This is a genomic window from Exiguobacterium sp. SH0S1 (assembly GCF_004337165.1).
Taxonomy (GTDB): Bacteria; Bacillota; Bacilli; order Exiguobacteriales; family Exiguobacteriaceae; genus Exiguobacterium; species Exiguobacterium aurantiacum_A.
This window is the reverse complement of record NZ_SJVC01000005.1, coordinates 81706-100225: the sequence shown is the minus strand read 5'-3', so window position 1 is coordinate 100225 and position 18520 is coordinate 81706. Positions and strand designations below refer to the sequence as shown.

21 protein-coding genes and 1 riboswitch are annotated in these 18520 nt (G+C 51.3%); of the genes, 19 read left to right on the top strand and 2 right to left on the bottom strand.

Annotated elements, in window-relative coordinates:
* The first annotated feature begins 46 nt into the window (after nt 1-46).
* A complete protein-coding gene (locus EVJ20_RS15255) occupies nt 47-199 on the top strand; it encodes a hypothetical protein (RefSeq protein WP_167615759.1) in 153 nt (50 codons plus the stop codon).
* A gap of 11 nt (nt 200-210) precedes the next feature.
* On the opposite strand, the gene EVJ20_RS12175 is transcribed toward EVJ20_RS15255, so the two are convergent.
* Nucleotides 211-606, bottom strand: coding sequence for an ion channel (locus tag EVJ20_RS12175; protein WP_131508319.1), 396 nt, complete (start codon nt 604-606; stop codon nt 211-213).
* Nucleotides 607-714: 108 nt separating this feature from the next.
* On the opposite strand from EVJ20_RS12175, the gene EVJ20_RS12170 reads away from it, so the two are divergent.
* From EVJ20_RS12170 to EVJ20_RS12105, 14 genes are all read left to right on the top strand, one after another.
* Entirely contained in the window at nt 715-1554 is an 840-nt protein-coding gene (locus EVJ20_RS12170; RefSeq protein ID WP_236633714.1) for a putative glycoside hydrolase, read from the top strand.
* A 66-nt stretch (nt 1555-1620) separates the two neighbouring features.
* The gene (locus EVJ20_RS12165) at nt 1621-2868 is read left to right on the top strand and encodes a GAF domain-containing protein (protein ID WP_131504973.1); all 1248 of its coding nucleotides are present in this window, start codon (nt 1621-1623) and stop codon (nt 2866-2868) included.
* Between the two features lie 4 nt (nt 2869-2872).
* Nucleotides 2873-3811 (top strand): tetratricopeptide repeat protein, encoded by a 939-nt coding sequence (locus EVJ20_RS12160; RefSeq protein ID WP_070329470.1) that lies wholly within the window; start codon nt 2873-2875, stop codon nt 3809-3811.
* Nucleotides 3793-5640: a DUF2194 domain-containing protein gene (locus tag EVJ20_RS12155; protein ID WP_070329469.1), complete on the top strand. Its 1848-nt coding sequence runs from the start codon at nt 3793-3795 to the stop codon at nt 5638-5640. Before EVJ20_RS12160 ends, EVJ20_RS12155 begins: the two co-directional genes overlap by 19 nt.
* Nucleotides 5637-7055, top strand: a complete 1419-nt coding sequence (gene pelF / locus EVJ20_RS12150) for a GT4 family glycosyltransferase PelF (RefSeq protein WP_131464805.1) — start codon at nt 5637-5639, stop codon at nt 7053-7055. The genes EVJ20_RS12155 and pelF overlap by 4 nt, the downstream gene beginning before the upstream one ends.
* Nucleotides 7036-8484 (top strand): exopolysaccharide Pel transporter PelG, encoded by a 1449-nt coding sequence (gene pelG / locus EVJ20_RS12145; protein ID WP_070329467.1) that lies wholly within the window; start codon nt 7036-7038, stop codon nt 8482-8484. Before pelF ends, pelG begins: the two co-directional genes overlap by 20 nt.
* Nucleotides 8485-8545: 61 nt before the next feature.
* A riboswitch (TPP riboswitch) is annotated at nt 8546-8650 on the top strand.
* An 81-nt stretch (nt 8651-8731) separates the two neighbouring features.
* A complete protein-coding gene (tenA, locus tag EVJ20_RS12140; protein ID WP_131464803.1) occupies nt 8732-9406 on the top strand; it encodes a thiaminase II in 675 nt (224 codons plus the stop codon).
* Nucleotides 9403-10194 carry a hydroxyethylthiazole kinase gene (gene thiM / locus EVJ20_RS12135; protein ID WP_131464801.1) on the top strand — a complete coding sequence of 264 codons (792 nt, stop codon included), beginning with the start codon at nt 9403-9405 and terminating at the stop codon, nt 10192-10194. The genes tenA and thiM overlap by 4 nt, the downstream gene beginning before the upstream one ends.
* Complete coding sequence (gene thiD / locus EVJ20_RS12130; protein ID WP_131464799.1) at nt 10191-11021, top strand: bifunctional hydroxymethylpyrimidine kinase/phosphomethylpyrimidine kinase; 831 nt, start codon at nt 10191-10193, stop codon at nt 11019-11021. The genes thiM and thiD overlap by 4 nt, the downstream gene beginning before the upstream one ends.
* A complete protein-coding gene (gene thiE / locus EVJ20_RS12125) occupies nt 10960-11631 on the top strand; it encodes a thiamine phosphate synthase (RefSeq protein WP_370252133.1) in 672 nt (223 codons plus the stop codon). The genes thiD and thiE overlap by 62 nt, the downstream gene beginning before the upstream one ends.
* A gap of 23 nt (nt 11632-11654) precedes the next feature.
* On the top strand, nt 11655-12290 hold the full coding sequence (locus EVJ20_RS12120) for an SDR family oxidoreductase (RefSeq protein WP_131508317.1): 636 nt from the start codon (nt 11655-11657) through the stop codon (nt 12288-12290).
* A 129-nt stretch (nt 12291-12419) separates the two neighbouring features.
* On the top strand, nt 12420-13985 hold the full coding sequence (locus tag EVJ20_RS12115) for a GGDEF domain-containing protein (protein WP_071398520.1): 1566 nt from the start codon (nt 12420-12422) through the stop codon (nt 13983-13985).
* 43 nt (nt 13986-14028) lie between these two features.
* On the top strand, nt 14029-14478 hold the full coding sequence (locus EVJ20_RS12110) for an OsmC family protein (RefSeq protein WP_016509231.1): 450 nt from the start codon (nt 14029-14031) through the stop codon (nt 14476-14478).
* A gap of 97 nt (nt 14479-14575) precedes the next feature.
* Nucleotides 14576-15016 carry a GNAT family N-acetyltransferase gene (locus EVJ20_RS12105; protein WP_236636406.1) on the top strand — a complete coding sequence of 147 codons (441 nt, stop codon included), beginning with the start codon at nt 14576-14578 and terminating at the stop codon, nt 15014-15016.
* Here the strand turns inward: EVJ20_RS12105 and EVJ20_RS12100 are convergent, their stop codons facing one another.
* Nucleotides 15017-15463 (bottom strand): DUF4385 domain-containing protein, encoded by a 447-nt coding sequence (locus tag EVJ20_RS12100; protein WP_131508313.1) that lies wholly within the window; start codon nt 15461-15463, stop codon nt 15017-15019.
* Between the two features lie 68 nt (nt 15464-15531).
* Between EVJ20_RS12100 and EVJ20_RS12095 the strand changes: the two genes are divergently transcribed.
* The 4 genes from EVJ20_RS12095 to rbsD all read left to right on the top strand — a co-directional run bounded on the left by EVJ20_RS12095 (nt 15532) and on the right by rbsD (nt 18512).
* The gene (locus tag EVJ20_RS12095) at nt 15532-16095 is read left to right on the top strand and encodes a GNAT family N-acetyltransferase (RefSeq protein WP_131464791.1); all 564 of its coding nucleotides are present in this window, start codon (nt 15532-15534) and stop codon (nt 16093-16095) included.
* 163 nt (nt 16096-16258) lie between these two features.
* A complete protein-coding gene (locus EVJ20_RS12090; protein ID WP_131508311.1) occupies nt 16259-17242 on the top strand; it encodes a LacI family DNA-binding transcriptional regulator in 984 nt (327 codons plus the stop codon).
* Nucleotides 17239-18123 carry a ribokinase gene (gene rbsK, locus EVJ20_RS12085; RefSeq protein ID WP_070329457.1) on the top strand — a complete coding sequence of 295 codons (885 nt, stop codon included), beginning with the start codon at nt 17239-17241 and terminating at the stop codon, nt 18121-18123. Before EVJ20_RS12090 ends, rbsK begins: the two co-directional genes overlap by 4 nt.
* A complete protein-coding gene (gene rbsD, locus EVJ20_RS12080; protein ID WP_070329456.1) occupies nt 18123-18512 on the top strand; it encodes a D-ribose pyranase in 390 nt (129 codons plus the stop codon). Before rbsK ends, rbsD begins: the two co-directional genes overlap by 1 nt.
* Nucleotides 18513-18520 lie beyond the last annotated feature (8 nt).

Sequence of the window (18520 nt, the reverse complement as noted above, 5' to 3'; positions counted from 1 at the left end):
TTTTAGCCGAGTCGGGAAACCCACTCTATAGAAGGGGGAATGACGCTTGAATCCGTATACGACGTTCATCGCGCTCCTAGTGGGGAGTTTACTCTTATTTGTCGGCATCCGGACGAAGAAATGGCCAATCGTTGTCGTGGCCTTATTTCCGCTTGGACTCGTCGCATTTAACATGTTTTTACTTATCACCGGACGTTAGAAGACTGCTTGTCAGTCTTCTTTTTTGTACATCGATTTTACGAAAAACGCGGTCGGGAGCAAGATTCCGATTGCCGCTTCGAGTAGGGCGAACAGACGGGCCAGCCCAACCGGCAGTAAGTCACCAAATCCGATTGATAGAAGCGTGACGCCGCTGAAATAGAGCAGGTTTTGCCATGATGGCTCGACAGCGGTCATCGTCTCAAGTGACGTGACGAGAATGACCCCGTCCCACGACAACACGTAATAAACCAAGGCAAACCCAATCAACACACCTAACAAGCTGATGAAAAGGTGGCTAAATAATCGGCCGTCAAATCCGGTCTGCCGGTACGTCTGTCGGCGGAAGAAGGTATATACGTTCAGTCCGACGAATAAGAGGGCAACCGTCAGTAAAATCGTATTCATCTTCATCTCTCCTTTTTTGCTAAGTCATACTAAGTTGTTTCCCTGAACAATTGACGTCAAACGGACCTAATTGCACCATGAAGGATTCTGCGACAAGGAGGTGTCCGTGTGCGACGCTTTAGGTTGACGAGTTTAGTGCTGCTTCTGCTGCTAGGTGGATGTACCACGAAGACGCCATTTAATTTTGATAAAATCAGCTCGTACAAAATTTTTTACAACATTCCGACCGAGGCGATTATCGAGGATATGACCCGGTATGATCTCGTGATCATCGAACCGATTTGGTATACACCGGAGCAGATTGAAGCGATTCGTTCGAACGGCACGAAAGTGCTCGGCTATATAAACGTGATGGAAGCGGACACGTGGAATCGGGAACTGATCGGTCAAATGAAACAAGACGATTTTTTCTACCGGGACGGAGAGCGGATTTATTTTCCGAAATGGGATTCCTATTTGACAGATATCAGTTCGGACCATTTTCGGAAGATTTTGATGCGCGAGATTCAAAAGCAAGTCATCAATAAACACTTGGACGGTATCTTTTTAGACACGGTTGGAGATATCGACGATGTACACCTCGACTATCCCGAAGACTTGACTGAGCAATTGAACGGATTAGAAGCATTTTTAAAAGCGATTAAGCAGACTTACCCTGGGGTCCCGATTGTACAAAATTGGGGAATCGAAACGCTTGAACGAACGAGCGCTCCATACGTGGACGGGTTCATGTGGGAGGGGTTCAATTATTCGGAGATCACATCGGACTCTTGGTCGATGGAAATGTTGGACCGTATGAATGTGATTCAAGAACAGTATGGGATTGCAGTACTTACTGTTTCGGACCAAGAGGAAGCTATTAGTCGAGACTTGGCGGAAGCGAACGGGTTTATCCATTATCATGAACCGACTTATTATGATACATGGGATTTTCAGGAAGGGAATTAAGATAATTAGCAGGGGAATTTGCTGCGAGCGCCAAATAAGTAAGCATGACATTCGTGTTATGAAGCTGTGACTAAGCGTTGGGAGGGGATTATCATTCTATATGCTCAAGACCGCCCGTGGATTAAGTGGGCCGAAATTCTTGTCGTGTTTACTCTATTGATTGGAATCGATTTAGCTTTCAATTTAGGGACGATTCAAAATGATTTGAACCTATTTTATGTAGCCGCCATCTTATTTGCGCTACGTTACGGAACAACCTTTGGGTTGATCAGTTTCGCCGTCTTGCTTCTGTACAAAGTCCTCTACACCGGACTTGTCGGAGGCGATATCTTCTTACTGTTCTACGATACAAACTCACTTCTCACTCTTTTCTATTACTTCGCACTCACTGTCATCGTCGGCTTGTTTAGCACTTCATTTCGAGAGCGTTATGAAATCAGTCAGTTTCGCAACGAAGAACTGAAAGATGAAAACACGTATTTGAAAGAGACCGTCGATTTACTCAACACTTCGCAAACGACCCTTCGTCAAAAATTACTTCAATCGGAATACAGTTTAAATCAATTGTACGAACTAGCTGTCTCGCTTGACCTGCCACATCCTGAATTGATTCGTAGCGAGACGATTCGTCTGCTTAAAAAATATTTCTTGGCGAGCGACGTCGCCATCTATCATGTCGATCGATCGCAAAAGTCGATGCGTCTAATCATTCGCCAAGCCGAGAAGAAAGAGTTTCCACAAACCATTTTCTTAGATGAGGCGTCGAGCATGTTCAAACGTTTCTTCCAAGTCCAAGAGACGATGTTACGGCAACTCGATGATGACGACACAGATCCGATGTTGCTCGCTCCGATCGTGATTGACGGAGAGACGCGTGAAGTTGTCGTCATTAAGCGTCTGCCGCTCCGGAAATTGACGACAGATGACCTCCACGTATTAAATATCCTGTTCTCGTGGATCGGGACGCGAATCACAAACGCGCAAAACTTGATTCGTAAAGAGCAGCACGAGAAGCGCTACCCGGGCACATCGTTCTACAAGAAAGAGGCGTTCATCGAGATAGTGGCGCTTCAAGAACAAAAGAAACTTCATCACGATCAACCGTTCATCGTACTCGAGTATGCGCTCGATTATGAACCGGTCTCGCTCGAAAGTATTGAAGCGATCGTGCATTCGTATTTGCGAGAGATTGATATCGTCGGTTATGACCAAGACGAAAACAAGTTGTTACTCTTGCTCCCAGGAACGAGTGAGGAGAACCGTCAACGAATTTATGATCGGATCGAAGGGATTTTGATCCAGAAGGGAGTGTGAGTTCATGGAAGCCATCGACAGTTTAGTTTGGATTGGGCTCTATGTGATTCACGCAATCTTGGCGTTCGTTTTGTTAGTGGTGTTGAAGCGGAAAATGAAAGCGCTAGACTATGGGGTGGCAGTAGTCGCTTTATGCTTCGGCCTATTTTTACCTTTTGTCGCGGAAGTCGCAGTATATGCAATTTATCGCTTCGCAGAACGCTTCGATCGGAGCGGACTGATTGAAGATTACGATGAGTATATTGATTTTCGGGTCGTCAATTATGAGCAGATTCGGCACGATGCGAAAACAAGCTCTAGCCTGCTGCCGTTAGCCGATGCCATCAATTCAAAAGATCCGGCGATTCGCAAGCACTCGATTTTGACGCACGTCAACCAGTCCATCAATAACCAAGGGAAATACTTGCAGATGGGGCTTAATAGCACGGACAGTGAAACAGTCCATTATGCGGCCGCGACGATGAATATTCTCATCGATCAGTACGAGCAAGAGTTGAAATTGGCGAAGCATGAATACGATTTAGGAAACCCGGAAACGATTCGCCGGCTAGCGACAATTTACAAACGGATGATTCACAGTGAACTGATCACGGAAGTCATGTTGAAAGACAGACGTGAGGCCTGGTTAAAAGAGATTTTGACAGCGAAGACACTGTATCCGCCGTCGCCATGGATTTATGAGGATTTAAACGAAGTCTACATCACGTTAAAACGTCCTAGAGATCAGCTTGAAATATTGAAGGAGTACGTTCACCATTTCCCGGAACGCATCGAGTCCCATCTTATGCTCATCGATTTTTACTATGAACGGGAGCGGTGGACCGAGGTGAAGGCTGTCATGTTTATGATGCAAACACAATTTTCGTTAGACGATGTGCCTTATGAGCACCGGCTGTTGTTTGAAGAATGGAGTGATTCGACATCATGGAAAAACGAACTGTAATCTCATTCTCGCTCTTCATCGTGTTATTTCTCGTCGTCGTCGGTGCTATCCAATACTTGAGGATTCATTCCTTGCATACGTTGTTACCGAACGTTGCTGAACAACGAATGAATATCGACCAATTGCAAGGTGATGCTTCCGCTAAAACAGGAGAGCAACAACTTCAAGTTTACCTTGTCCGAGACGAAGGTGATTTGGCGGTCAATACGGCAGATAATTTATTGTATGGTTTGCGTTACGCCAAACTAGACGTTCGAGAAATTGATGCGGGTGCGGTCAGTTCGATCACGCCGTCTCCCTACAGCATCATCGTATTTACAGGAGAACAAACCGCGACATGGCCATTGCAAGAGACGAAACGGTTCGTCGAACAAGGAGGCAATGTCGTGTTCGCCAACCGTTTCAAAGACCCCGCTTGGAATGAAGTGACAGGTATCGAAGAAATCGGTGAATTCGTTCCAGACGTTTACGGTCTGAACTTCGAAGAAACGATTTTCCCGGGTTATGTCGACTTGAATCCACCGGACGATCTGTTCGTCCATAGTGTCGTCGACTTCGCAATTGCAGACGAAGCGAACGTTTTGCTGTCAGCGGAAGGGTTTCCCGTCCTTTGGGAATATGAGGTCGGTGATGGGAACGTTCTGTACTGGAATACAACGATCACCGATCAAAAGATGATTCGCGGACTGTTCGTCCAAACGCTCGGAACGTTACCGCCTGCGTTCGTGGGTGCCCAAGCGGCGATTAAGCTCATGTATATCGATGACTTTCCGGCTCCAGTCATGGACGGCAAGATGAAAGATGTCTCGGCGACACCACTCGATAAATCGGTCAAAGACTTCTTTGCCGAAGATTGGTGGAAAGACATGGTCGACATGGCTCAAGATGACGACGTCATTTATACGGGCGCGATGATCGGGACGTACGAAGAAGAGATGGAACTGCTAGATGATAAATTGATTAAACGCGGCGAGTTCCCGATGCTCTATTTCGGTCGAAAACTATTGGCGCAGGGTGGTGAAATCGGGTTGCACGGATACAATCACCAATCACTTGTCACGGCCGATGAACCGATCGATCCGACGTACGGATATATTCCGTGGAAAGACAAGGACGAGATGAAGCGTTCGCTGCTGCAGGCAGAGTCGGTATTTGCTAACTATTTCCCGGCAGAACAACTCAAATCATACGTCCCACCTTCGAATGCACTCAATCGTACCGGTGTCGACGCGATTGCTGAAGCGTTGCCTGAACTGCGGACGATTGCGTCACTCTATACCGGTGACCCGGAAAATGGTGATTTTGTCCAAGAGTTCGAATTTGATACGACACATACCGGAATCTATCATTTCCCGCGCATCACGAGTGACTACGGGGAAGAAAGAGGTTCGATCTTCCAAATGGTCGATGCGATCGCTAACTTTGGGGTGTTTTCACACTTTATCCACCCGGATGACGTCATCGACCCAGACCGTGCGTTCGGTCGCGACTGGGATACAATGTTCGCCAGTTTGAAAAAAATCGTCGATGATGTTAACGTCAGCTATCCCTATTTAGAGGCCTACACACAACACTATGCGACGGAAAAACTAATCACGTATCAAGAGGCAGACTTGAACGTCACGTTTGATGACGAGACCATTTATTTGACCGGGGACGGACTCGTCAATCCGTCACACTTCACCGTCCGTCTAAAAGTGGGCCAATCATTGGACACAGGCAAATTCGCATTCGGCACGGTCGAGCAGATGGAGGCGGACCGTCCACTCTATCTCGTCCAATTGACATCAGCGAACGCTGAAATCGCCATCAAGGGGGACCCGCAATGAAGATTGGGCTCGTGTTAGAAGGGAGTTACCCGTATGTGAGCGGAGGTGTCTCGAGTTGGACGCAGACGCTGATTGAAGCGATGCCGGAAGTCGAGTTTGAAATCATCTCGATTCAGCCATCGGTCAAGCGGCCAGAAGATATGAAATATGAGTTGCCGCAAAACGTGTCAGGAATCACACACCTTTATTTAAGCGATATGGATAAAAAGGCGAAGGGTCGAATGAAGCTCGACGCCGAAGACGAACGGGAAATTTCGGAATGGCTCATGTTGAAAAACCCGAACCGGCAAGCGCTTGGCATTCTCGGGAAACAAGTCCCATCAAGCCAAGCCTTCTTCTCAAGCGAGTTCTTTTGGAGAAACGTAAAATCGGCTTACGCAGAAGAAATGAACGGTGGCTCGTTCATCGATTATTTTTGGATGTGGCAGAGTATGTATATGCCGATCTTGCGTGTGTTGCATCAACCGTTACCAAAAGTCGATCTCGTCCACTCCATCTCGACAGGCTACGCCGGTGTCGTCGCATCTTACATGAAAGAGACGCAAGGTATCCCGTTCATTTTGACCGAACACGGCATCTACTCACGTGAACGCGAGGAAGAAATCCTTCAGTCTTATTGGATTCCGTCCCCTTACAAACCGAGATGGGTTCGCTTTTTCCATCACTTGTCACGCGAGGCGTATAACGCGGCCGACGAGATTATCACACTGTTTGAGCGGAATCGCGAATATCAAGAGTGGATTGGCGCGCCTAGCGAGAAGACGAAAATTATCGCCAACGGGATTGACGACCGTCATATCCACGCTACGCTTGAGCGAGCCGAGAATGATGTGTTCCAAATCGGGGCTATCGTCCGCCTCGTTCCGATCAAGGATTTGAAGACGATGATTTATTCCGCAAAAATCCTTCAAGAGCGCCATCGGCTGTTTAAACTGACGATCATGGGTCCGCTTGATGAGGACGAAGAGTACGCCGAAGAGTGTCGTCTACTGATTGAGCAGAGCGGGCTGACCGACTATGTCGAACTCGTCGGGAAAGTGAACGTACAAGACTGGTTGCCGAAATTTGATTTGTTGTTGTTGACGAGCATATCGGAAGGGCAGCCGCTTGCCATTTTAGAAGGGATGGCGGCTGGCATCCCTTGGGTGGCGACCGATGTCGGGGCTTGTTCGGAACTACTTTACGGACGCGCTGACGATCCGTTCGGTCCGGCCGGCTTCATCGTTCCTCCGGTCCATCCGGAAGCCATCGCTGACAAAGTCGAATGGATGATGGATTATCCGCGCGAACGGATGCGCTTCGGTAAAAACGGCCGCGAGCGTGTCCGTCAGTATTATCGATTGCAACAGTTCGTCGACCGCTATAAAGCCATCTATGAAGCGAGGAGGGAACAGTATGGCGGGCATCGGGTTTAAGTTACAAAAGCTGTTTCAAGAAGACTATTACTCTTCAAGACTGAAGGCGTACACGTTTTCCGGTCTCGTCACATCGGGCCCTTGGCTGATCGTCATCCTCGTTGTCGGTACGATTCAATGGTTGGCGTTTCAGATGCCGATGTTGTCACTCGAGGAACGGACACTGTTTATGCTATCCGTGTCTTACGCGTTCATTTTCTCGCAAATTCTATTTAGTTTTCAGCAGCTCGTCGTCACGCGATACGTGGCCGATTTGTTTTATGAAAAGAAAGCCCATGAGATCTTTCCTGTCTTCACCGGCATGTTAAAAGTGACGATTCTCGCTGCCGTCGTCATGTATAGCGTGTTTTGGCTGATTTCACCGCTCAGTTTCGCCTATAAGCTCGTCCTGTTCGTCTTATTCATGACCATCAACGTCATCTGGGTCATGTTCTTGTTCTTGAGCGCCGCCAAATTTTATCAAGCGGTCGCTTACAGCTTCTTGCTAGGCGGGGTTATTTCAGTCGCGAGCGTCTATTTGATCAGTCGTCTCATGGTCAACCCATCGAGCCTCGAGCTTCTGTTTGGCTTTACCGTTGGGATGGTCGTGACGCTGTTCGGGCTATTCTTCGCGATGCTTCGGACGTTTCCGCTCAGGTATGCGACGCGAGAGTTTTCATACTTCCGGTACTTTGATAAGTATCCGGACTTGTTCGCGATTGGTGTGTTATACGTGCTTGGGATCTGGGTGACCAACTTCATCATTTGGTTTGGTGAAGGTCGCATGGTGATTGCCGATTCGTTCGTGTTCAATCCGTATTATGACACGGCTGTGTTCTGGTCGTACTTGACGATCATCCCGACCCAGCTCTTGTTCGTCGTCGCTGTCGAGACAAGGTTTTACGAGCGCTACCGAACGTTTTACGGCTTGATCAATTATGGCGGGGCGTTACACCAAATTGAGAAGGCGAAGCAGACGATGACGACGGTGTTGAAAAATGAATTGATCCGACTTGGGCGAAGTCAAGGTGTTGTCACCTTGTTCGCGATCCTGATGGCGGGTGTGTTCGTCGGTTGGATTGGTGTCCCGGAAGAAGTCGGTCAAATTTTCCGGATGACGACGCTCGCCGCGTTCGCGAACGCGATGATTCTCGTACTGACGCTGCTCTTGCTTTATTTTGAGGACCGGCGTGGTGCGTTGTTCGTCAACCTATCGTTCTTCACATTGAACGCCTTGTTCACGTTGTCGTTACTATCGCGCGGGATCGATTGGTATGGGGTCGGCTTTGCGATCAGCACGACCATCACGTTCTTTATCGCAGGACTGCGCTTGATTTATTTTATGGGGAAGGTCGATTATTACGTGTTCGCGGCCTCGAACCGTCGTAAGCTCGGGACGGAACGGTTCTCGCATTTTGGGACCGCGCTCAACCGTCGCTTCTCGCGTTAAAGGGTTTGCATTTTTCAAAAAGATTGATATGATGTGGTCGAAGATGACCGAATTTCATAATGTTTGCCACTAGGGGAGTCGCTTGACGCGGCTGAGATGGACAAGGTCCAGACCCTTTGAACCTGATCTAGTTCACGCTAGCGGAGGGAAGTGGGCGAAACGTCCTTTCTCACACTCTTTGTGTATGGCCGACGCCGCTTCCGTTATGGGAGGCGGCGTCTTTTTTCATACAAAGGAGGAGAATACGATGACATTTACCGCACACATCCGCCAAGAGGCCAACGCCTTGTTTGAGGCGAGTTTCCACCATCCGTTCGTCCGCGCGCTCGGAGACGGGACGCTCGACGAGGCGAAGTTTCGGCATTACGTGATGCAAGACTCGTACTACTTGAATCAATTTTCGAAAGTACAGGCGAAGGGCGCTACACTTGCCCCGACGATGGAGCTGGCGAGCCGATTTTTGACGCACGCCCTCCACACGATCGAGGCGGAGCACGAGTTGCATCGGGAATTTTTTACGATGCTCGAGGTGAGTGACATGGAGTGGACGACGTTCGAACCAGCTCCGACGGCTTATGCATACGCGCTCCATATGCAACAAGCCGGCCCGACGCTCGGAGACGTGCTCGCGGCGATTCTTCCATGCTACTGGGTGTATTACGAGATCGGGGAGCGCTTGAAGGACGCAGAGCCAGACCATCCGATCTATTCTGTTTGGATTGCGACGTACGGTTCGGAATGGTTCCGTGAACTCGTCGAAGAGCAGATCGAGCGACTTGACGAATTGGCGGGACAAGCGACGGAGTCAGAACGGATTCGCTATCAGCAACTGTTTTTGAAAAGTTGCTACTATGAGCTCGCGTTTTGGGAGATGGCCTGGACACTCGAATCGTGGGAACTGCCGCTTGAGGTGGGACAATGAGGCCGGATCTATGGGAAGCCGTCCGGTTGAAGCGACCGCTCGTCCATAACATTACGAACACCGTCGTCGCCAACTTCTCGGCCAACGGGTTGCTCGCCATCGGTGCGTCCCCGGTCATGGCTGATGCGATCGAAGAAGTGGCAGACATGGCGACCGTGAGCGATGCCCTCGTCTTGAACATCGGGACGCTTGACGCAATGACCGAGGCGACGATGATCCGCGCCGGACAAGCCGCGAATCAGTCGGGCCGCCCTGTCGTCCTAGACCCGGTCGGTGTCGGGGCGACACCGTTCCGCCGCGACGTCGTCGAACGGATTTTGCGAGACGTCCGCGTCACGGTCATCCGTGGGAACGCCGGGGAAGTCGCCACGCTTGTCGATGCCGGTTGGACGACGAAAGGGGTCGACGCCGGAAGCGGCACACATCATCCGCAACAACTCGCTGAACGAGCAGCGAACCGATATAGCTGTGTTGTCGTGATTACCGGGGCGACGGATTTCGTGAGCGATGGTACGGTCACGCTAGAGATTTTGGGCGGTCATCCGCTCATGACAGAGACGACAGGCACCGGCTGTCTACTCAGTGCGGTCGTCGGTGCGTTCCTTGCTGTTGAACCGGACGTGATGACGGCAACCTCGACCGCGCTCACCGGATATGCACGATGCGGCGAGTTGGCGAGTGAAGCAGCGACGGGTCCGGGGGATTTCCCAATCCACTTTCTCAACGCGCTCGCTACCATGACGTCAACTGACCTGCCGAGCGACCGAATCGAGGTGTTCGCGCGATGAGGCCTCAAGTCTTGACCATCGCCGGTTCGGACTCTGGCGGGGGAGCCGGAATCCAAGCCGATTTGAAAACGTTTCAAGAATTAGGCGTATTTGGCACGAGTGTCGTGACCGCGGTGACGGCTCAAAACACGCGTGGCGTGCACGGTGTCGAAGCCGTCTCCGCCGACCTCGTCGCACGCCAGCTCGATGCAGTCGGATCAGACTTTATCATCTCGGCGTGCAAGACCGGGATGCTGTTCAATCGTGAGTTGATTGACGTCGTGGCGGACGCAATCGAGCAGCATCGATTTCAAAATGTCGTCGTCGATCCGGTCATGATCGCTAAAGGCGGTGCGACCTTGCTTGAACGGGACGCCGTCACCGCGCTACGGACGAGGCTGTTACCGATGGCGACGGTCGTCACGCCAAATATCCCTGAAGCTGAAGTGTTGACCGGCTTGACGATTTGTACGTTCACTGATCGTATGAAAGCAGCTGAGCGCTTGTTGTCTTACGGGGCAAACGTCGTCATGTTGAAAGGCGGTCATTTGGACGGTCCTCTCGCCGAAGACCTAGTCATGACGAAGACCGATACGTTTCGAATGGTGACACCACGGTTGCTGACGAAAGATACGCACGGGACCGGCTGCACGTTTTCGGCTGCGCTAACAGCGGAGCTCGCGAACGGGCATACCGTTACGGAAGCCGCGCAGAAGGCGAAACAGTTCATCCATAGTGCCATCGCCCACGGATTACAAATCGGCAGCGGGCATGGACCGACAAATCATTGGGCGTATAACAAGCACCCGAAGGAGGTGGTTTCCATTGAATCCATCGCCTATCGTTGAGCGGTTAAAGCTCTACTTCATCTGCGGCACAGCGGATACGTTTGATCTCGTTCAGACGGTCGAAACGGCGCTTCAATGTGGTGTGACATGTTTTCAATTTCGCGAAAAAGGTAAAGAGCCACTGTATGGGGATAAAAAAGAAGCGATGGCACGAGCGTTGCATACACTTTGTCGACAGTACCGTGTCCCGTTCATCGTCAACGATGACGTCGAGCTGGCAATCAAACTCGATGCGGACGGAGTTCATGTCGGACAAGAGGACGCAGCAGCCGAAGTCGTTCGTCGGCGAATCGGTTCAAAGAAGTGGCTCGGTGTCTCGGTCCACTCGATCGAGCAAGCCGCAACGGCTTCGAGATACGCCGATTATGTCGGAATTGGACCGATTCATCCGACTGTGTCGAAACAAGACGCGGCCGAAGTGAATGGAACGATGCTCATTCGGCAAGTGCGAGCCCGGTTTCAGCATTTGCCAATCGTGGGGATTGGTGGAATCATGCCTGAACACGTCGAAGCGATTCGACGTGACGGGGCTGACGGCGTAGCTGTCATCTCGGCCATTGCTTCTGCACCGGACGTGGCCATGGCCACACGGCGTTTCGCTTGTCTCTGAATTTTATTTGAGGAGGAAGACAGATGAACGTATTTGTAATTGGAGCGAATGGACAGATTGGAAAGCAACTCGTAGAACGATTGAAGCAGGATGGGAAGCACGAAGTCACCGCGATGGTGCGGAAACAAGAGCAGCTAGACGAGTTCAAAGCGAACGGCTATCAGGTGGTTCTCGGAGACTTAGAAGGTGACGTTGAGACGTTGAAGCAAGCGATGAGCGGCATGGACGCAGTCGTGTTCGCGGCCGGTTCGGGCGGCAGCACGGGAGCCGACAAAACGTTACTCATCGACCTAGACGGTGCAGCGAAAAGTGTCGAGGCGGCCCAAGCGAACGGCAACATCAAGCACTTCGTGATGCTCAGTGCCTTGAAAGCGGAAGATCGCTCGGCATGGCCCGATTCGATGAAACCGTACTACGTGGCAAAACATCATGCGGACCGTTTGCTCGAACAGAGTGGACTCGACTATACGATCGTCCGTCCAGGCGCACTCACAGACGATGCCGGTACAGGCAAAGTGAACGTCGACAACGTGTCGACGGGCGAGATCCCGCGGGCGGATGTCGCAGCGTTCTTGGCCCATGTCATCGGTCGACAAGAAGCGGCAAACAAAGCCATCGATTTGGTCAAAGGTGATACTGCAATCGAAGAGACGATATAAATCATGTGAGCGAGCGGATTCGAAAATCCGCTCGCTTTTTTGCGGTGATGTGTCAGCCCGTTCGAAAAAGGAATTGATGCGGCCGATAGAGAAAGTAAAGACGTATCTATTCAAGAAAGGGGTCTGTTCATGACCGCGTTATTTGTCTATATGGCCGCCTATTTACTGCCGGCCTTCTTGTTGAGCCATCTCGCGCTCGACGTCTTGTTACGTAACCCGCGACAAGTCGAGCATCGTCTGCTCAGCCTGTTCGTATTCGGTTACGCAATGCTGTTTTTGGCGGAGTTCGGCCGTCACTTGTCACCGATCGAAGCGAGCCCGGCGTTCGTTACCTATTGGTTCGGCAATGCCGGCATTTTGATCTTTATCTTTTCGGTCCATTTCATCGTCAAAGTGACGGGCGTCGGTGCGAAGATGCCGAAATGGGTATACCCGTATGCAATCTACTTACCGTTGATCCCGGTTGCTCTGACGTTCATTCGACAAGAGAACATCATCAACAGTCAACGCTTCGACCAAGTCGGGCTCTGGATTTATCCTGAATTCAACGTTTCTTATTTGACGACGATGACGATTGGGAACGTCTTTCACTTCCTGATTATTTTGTTGTTGGCGTATGCGCTCAAACGAGCAGAACGGCATGAACATCAACGGGTGCTGCGTCTACTCATCTTGACGGCGGTACTCGTCTTGATTTGGGACATCGTGTTCGGTTACTTCCAATTTCGTGGAGTCATTCCGCCTTATGCGTATATGTACGGCGGATTGGTCTGGACGGTGGCGCTCGTTTTGGCAATGAACCGGCTCGATTTTCTCGCCTCTTACGCCAAGCGCTACGGGACGTTGTACAACTTGAACCCGTCGGCCATTCTGCTCGTCGACGATACTGGTCGGATCGAGAGTGCGAACCCGGCCGCACGCATGTTGTTCCACACGGTCCGTGTCGTCAATGAACGGTTCGTCGACCTATTGCCGGAGAAGAAGCGTGAGGAATGGTGCGATCACTATACACAGCACTTCACGGCCCAAAAGAAGTTTTTAGAGTTCGAGACGAAGGTTCAGACGAAGACCGGACAAGAACGATACGTCGTCATCGATGGTGACTTCGTCTATATCGATCAAAAAATTCACGGCATGATTTTGATTCGCGATGTCCACACGTTCAAGGAAGCGGAGCAGTCGATTCGTTTTTTCGCCTATCATGACCCGCTCACGAAGCTCGCCAATCGTCGGGCTTTTTATGAACAAGCTGATCAAGCGTTGCTTCAAGCGGACAACCTTGCCCTCGTCATCCTCGACCTTGACGGGTTTAAAGGAGTCAACGACACTTACGGCCATCAAGTCGGCGATGACTTCTTGATCCACCTCGGCGTCCTGCTCGAAGAAGTGACACCGGACACCGGGCTCGCGTCGCGCGTCGGCGGTGACGAGTTCTACATCTATTTGACGGACGTGGAAGAAGCGGACATCGTCATGTTCGTGGAGCGGCTGCGGACGACGTTGGTGGAACGGCCGTTCAAACTAGGGCACGGGGTAATCCCGATTCGAGCAAGCATCGGCGTCAGTGTCGCGCCAGACCAAGGCATGGATTTGGACACGTTGATTCATAAGGCGGACCAAGCGATGTATCAAATCAAGCAGCAAGGTAAAAATGACTATGCGATTTACGACGACGCGTTACACGGTCCGACATAACGGGAACGGTAGTAGAGATGTGATTTCAAAAGGAGGAGATGGGATGTCAGAAAAACCATTAGTGACGATGCGGGCCGAGGGCGAAGCGACGAGCGTGAAGACGACGGTGCATGTGCGCGACCTAGAGCCGTTTATCGTCGATGAGCCGGAACGTCTCGGCGGGACCGATGCCGGACCGAATCCGCTCGAATACTTACTCGGGGCGCTATCATCGTGTACGACGATCATGATCGCCTATGTCGCGCAAGACCAGGACTTCAACTATGACGGTGTGACGTTCGCGACGGAAGGGACGCTCGACCCGCGCGGCTTCCAAGGCGTCGAAGGGGTCCGGACTTATTTCGAGAACGTGCACGTCAACATCGTGCTCGACACGACCGAGTCGGATGAACGGATCGAGGCGCTACAAAAAGGCGTCGAGGCCCGGTGCCCGATCCATAACTTGATGCATGCGGCCGACGTCGACATCACGGCGACGTGGACACGAAAATAACGAGAGGATGGGGCAACCCATCCTTTTTCTTTGGACAGAGACAGGGAAACACCAACTGTGGCACGAACAAGAACAGATGCGAGAAAGGGGGGAGGCTATGCACATTCGACCGATGACACGAGAAAACGCCCGCGCCATCCAAGCGTGGACGTATGAAGCACCCTATGATTTTTATAATCAGGACCCTTCGGCTGAAGGGTTAGACGAGTTAATGACTTATCATGCGATTCACGACGATGAAGGGTTGTTCGGTTTTTATTGCCTCGGACCGTACGCGCAAGTTCCGAACCCGACATACGCGTACGATGCCATCCATCTCGATATCGGATTGGGCATGCGCCCGGACCGCACCGGTAAAGGACAAGGTCGTTCGTTCGTCGAGACGGTGCTTGGCGCAGCAGAGCGCGAGGAGAAACCGCTGCGCTTGACCGTGGCCGCATTCAACGAGCGGGCCATCCATTTGTATGAACAGGTCGGGTTCCGTCAAGTCGCCGCGTTCATCAAAGGGCAGACGAACTTCATCGTCATGGTCCGTTGATTAGCCAAATTGTTTTTGATGGGCTTTCTTTCGCTTCAAATAATCCTTGTCCGCTCGGATCTGGTCCCAGCGCTCTTTGAAGATGCGGGCCGACTCGGCTTTCTCTTCATCGATTTGGCGGTCATGGATGTCCCCGTCGTCTTTATACTTGCGGCCACCTTTATAGTTGGCGTAACGACGGGCCCGGGTATGGCCCATCTGGATGAACTTCCGCGCCATGTCCATGCCGACGAAGTCATCGTTGGCCCGATACGCCTCGAACAAGTCCATAATCTCATCGGCGGACTGGCGGGCGATGTCCGGTGTCTTAAAGCGCCAGTGCGGCAAAATCTCACTCTTGTAAGGCTCGACGAGCAGCACACCTTGTTCACCTCGTCCGACGCGATACAGCTCGGGCTGCTCGCGAAAATCAATCGTTTCAAAATCTAAGTCGTAATCAAACGGCATCGTCATCCCTCCTCTGTTCCGTTGTTCCCGGAACTGAGGCGAGGGAAACGAGCGAAGGAGCAGCTGACATGATTCAATTAGACACAGAACGGCTAAGGCTCAGAGCGTTTCAGCTCGATGACGCCGAAGCGATGCATCGCTATGCGAAGAATAAGCGGGTCGGACCGATGGCGGGCTGGGCCCCGCACGAGTCCGTCGACGAGACGCGGGACGTCATCCGTATGTTCCAGCAAGATCAAGACGTCTGGGCGATCACGTTGAAAGCGACCGGCGAACTGATCGGCAGCATCGGTTTGCACGACCGGCGACCAGACCCGGATATCCAACACGACAACCAGCGCGAAATCGGCTACGTGCTCAGTCCGGATCATTGGGGGAGAGGCTACGTCCCGGAAGCGGTGCGTGAGCTGCTTCGTCACGGATTTGTCGACCTAGGCCTCGAACGAATTTGGTGCGGTTATTTCGATTTCAATGACCGGTCGCGTCGTGTCGTCGAGAAGTGCGGTTTCACGTATGCGTTCACGACGACGCAAGAGCTGACCCGGTTGGACGGGCGGACCGTTCGAAGTTTGGTCTATGTCATCACGCGTGATGATTATGACAACCGTTCATCTCTTAATGGAGGAATCTGAAAAACGTAAAATGACCAGGAGAACAGGAGCGCCTTCCTTGATGGGAGGGCGCTCCTGTTCTCATAATTCTTAGCTGATACAGATTAATTTTAAAAAATAGTTGATATGTAACCGGTTACACATTATGCTTGTTTTGTAAGCGTTACCAAAAAGGAGGTTCGAGATGGCGACAATCAAACAAGTTGCCAAACGAGCGAACGTTTCTGTCGCGACCGTGTCCCGTGTCATGAACAATAACGGATACGTAAGTGCAGAAGCGCGGGAAGCCGTCGAGCGGGCCATCGCCGAACTTGACTATGCCCCGAACCGAGTCGCGCGTTCATTATTTAAAAAGACATCGGGCTTGATCGGCTTGATTATGCCGGATATTACAAATCCGTTCTTTCCACAATTAGCCCGAGCGATTGAAGACGTGGCCAACCAGCACGGCTATCAGGTCGTACTTTGCAACACGGATGAGCAACTTTCAAAAGAGCAGACGTATTTGGTCGCTCTTCAGACGATGCATGTCGATGGACTGATTATTACGACGAACCATTCGGATAACCCGAACTATGAAAAGTTAGAACTACCGATGGTGGCGTTAGATCGTATCGTCAAGCCGGGGATTGATGCCGTCATCTCGAACGGGTATGAAGGTGGACGCCTCGCAGCGGAGACGCTGTTGAGCTGTGGGGCAACAAAGCTTGCTCACATCGCTGGGCCTAAGCACCTCCTAACGGTGAGACGACGGACAGATGGTTTTCTCGACGTGGCGGGTGAGCGGCTCGTCGGGATGACACATTCTAGTTTTGCATTCAAAGAGGCGCTCACGGCGGCACAAACATTATTTGACGAGTATTGGCCGTTCGATGGTGTGTTTGCCGCCAATGACGTCATCGCCGCCGCAGTATTGCAGGAAGCGGTGCGTCGCAACGTCCGGGTGCCTGAAGACTTACAAGTCATCGGGTATGATGGCATCGAGTTAGGTGAGATGACGTCTCCGCCACTCACGACGATTGCTCAACCGATCTATGAGATGGGGCGACTAGCGACCGAGCGGCTTCTTGATTTGATTGAAAAGAAAGAGACCGCTGCAAAAGAAATTTTATTGCCTGTCACACTGACAGAGCGACAGACGACGAAACGAAAGGGGCATGACGCATGAACCGAATTGTTGTCATCGGGAGTGTATCTATGGATTTGGTTGTCACGACAAATAAACGTCCGCAGGCTGGAGAGACGGTCATCGGGAATACATTTCAGACGGTACCCGGGGGAAAAGGCGCCAACCAAGCAGTGGCTGCCGCTCGACTAGGTGGTCAGGTCGAGATGGTCGGTTGCGTCGGATCCGATGAATTTGGGAATATAATCCGTCAAAATTTTAAACAGAACCAGGTCGGGACGCGTCATCTGCGAACGATTGGCGAAGAAGTGACAGGGACGGCGCATATCGTATTAGCAGACGGCGATAACTCAATCGTCGTCGTTCAATCCGCGAACAAGCATGTACGCTTCACCGACGTGGAGTTGGAGCAACTGCTTGATGACCAGACGCTCGTCTTGTTGCAACTAGAAATTCCGATTGAAACCGTCGAACAAGTGAGTACGTACTGTCATCAGCGAAACATTCCAGTCCTGTTAAATCCGGCGCCGTCTCAAGCGCTCACGAGTGAGTTACTTGAAAAGGTGACCTACGTGACGCCGAACGAGCACGAATGCCGCGATCTATTCGGCGACTTGCCGATTGAAGACGTATTGCGCCGTTACCCAAACAAATTGATTGTGACAGAAGGAGTAAGAGGTGTTCGTTTCTTCGACGGGAAGACGATTCAACATATCCCAGCCATCCTGGCGAATGTCGTCGATACGACCGGGGCGGGAGATACATTCAATGGCGCTCTCGCCGTTTCCCTCGTGGAAGGAAACAATTTAGAAGAAGCCGCGCGTTTTGCCGTCGTAGCTTCGGGCATGAGCGTGGAAGGATTCGGGGCTCAAGGCGGGATGCCGAACCGAGCCGACGTGATGAGACGATTGGAGCGAGTGTGATGAAAAAACATGGGATTCTCAATAGTCATTTGGCAAAAGTCTTTGCTGACCTGGGACATACGGATACAGTCGTCATCGCCGATTGCGGACTGCCGATCCCTAAAGGAGTAAAGCGAGTCGATTTAGCACTACGTCTAGGCGAACCGTCATTTCTTGATGTGTTGAATGCGGTTGAGGCTGACATGGTCATCGAACAGATTACGGTGGCGGACGAAGTGTTCACCGAGAACGAGCCGATTGCCAAAGCGTTGACCGAACGATTCGAAACGGTCAAGACATGCTCGCATGAAGCGTTCAAGCGTGAAGTCGAGCAGGCGAAAGTCGTCATTCGTACAGGTGAAGCGACACCGTATGCGAACGTCATTTTACACGCCGGCGTTTTATTTTAAGGAGGGGT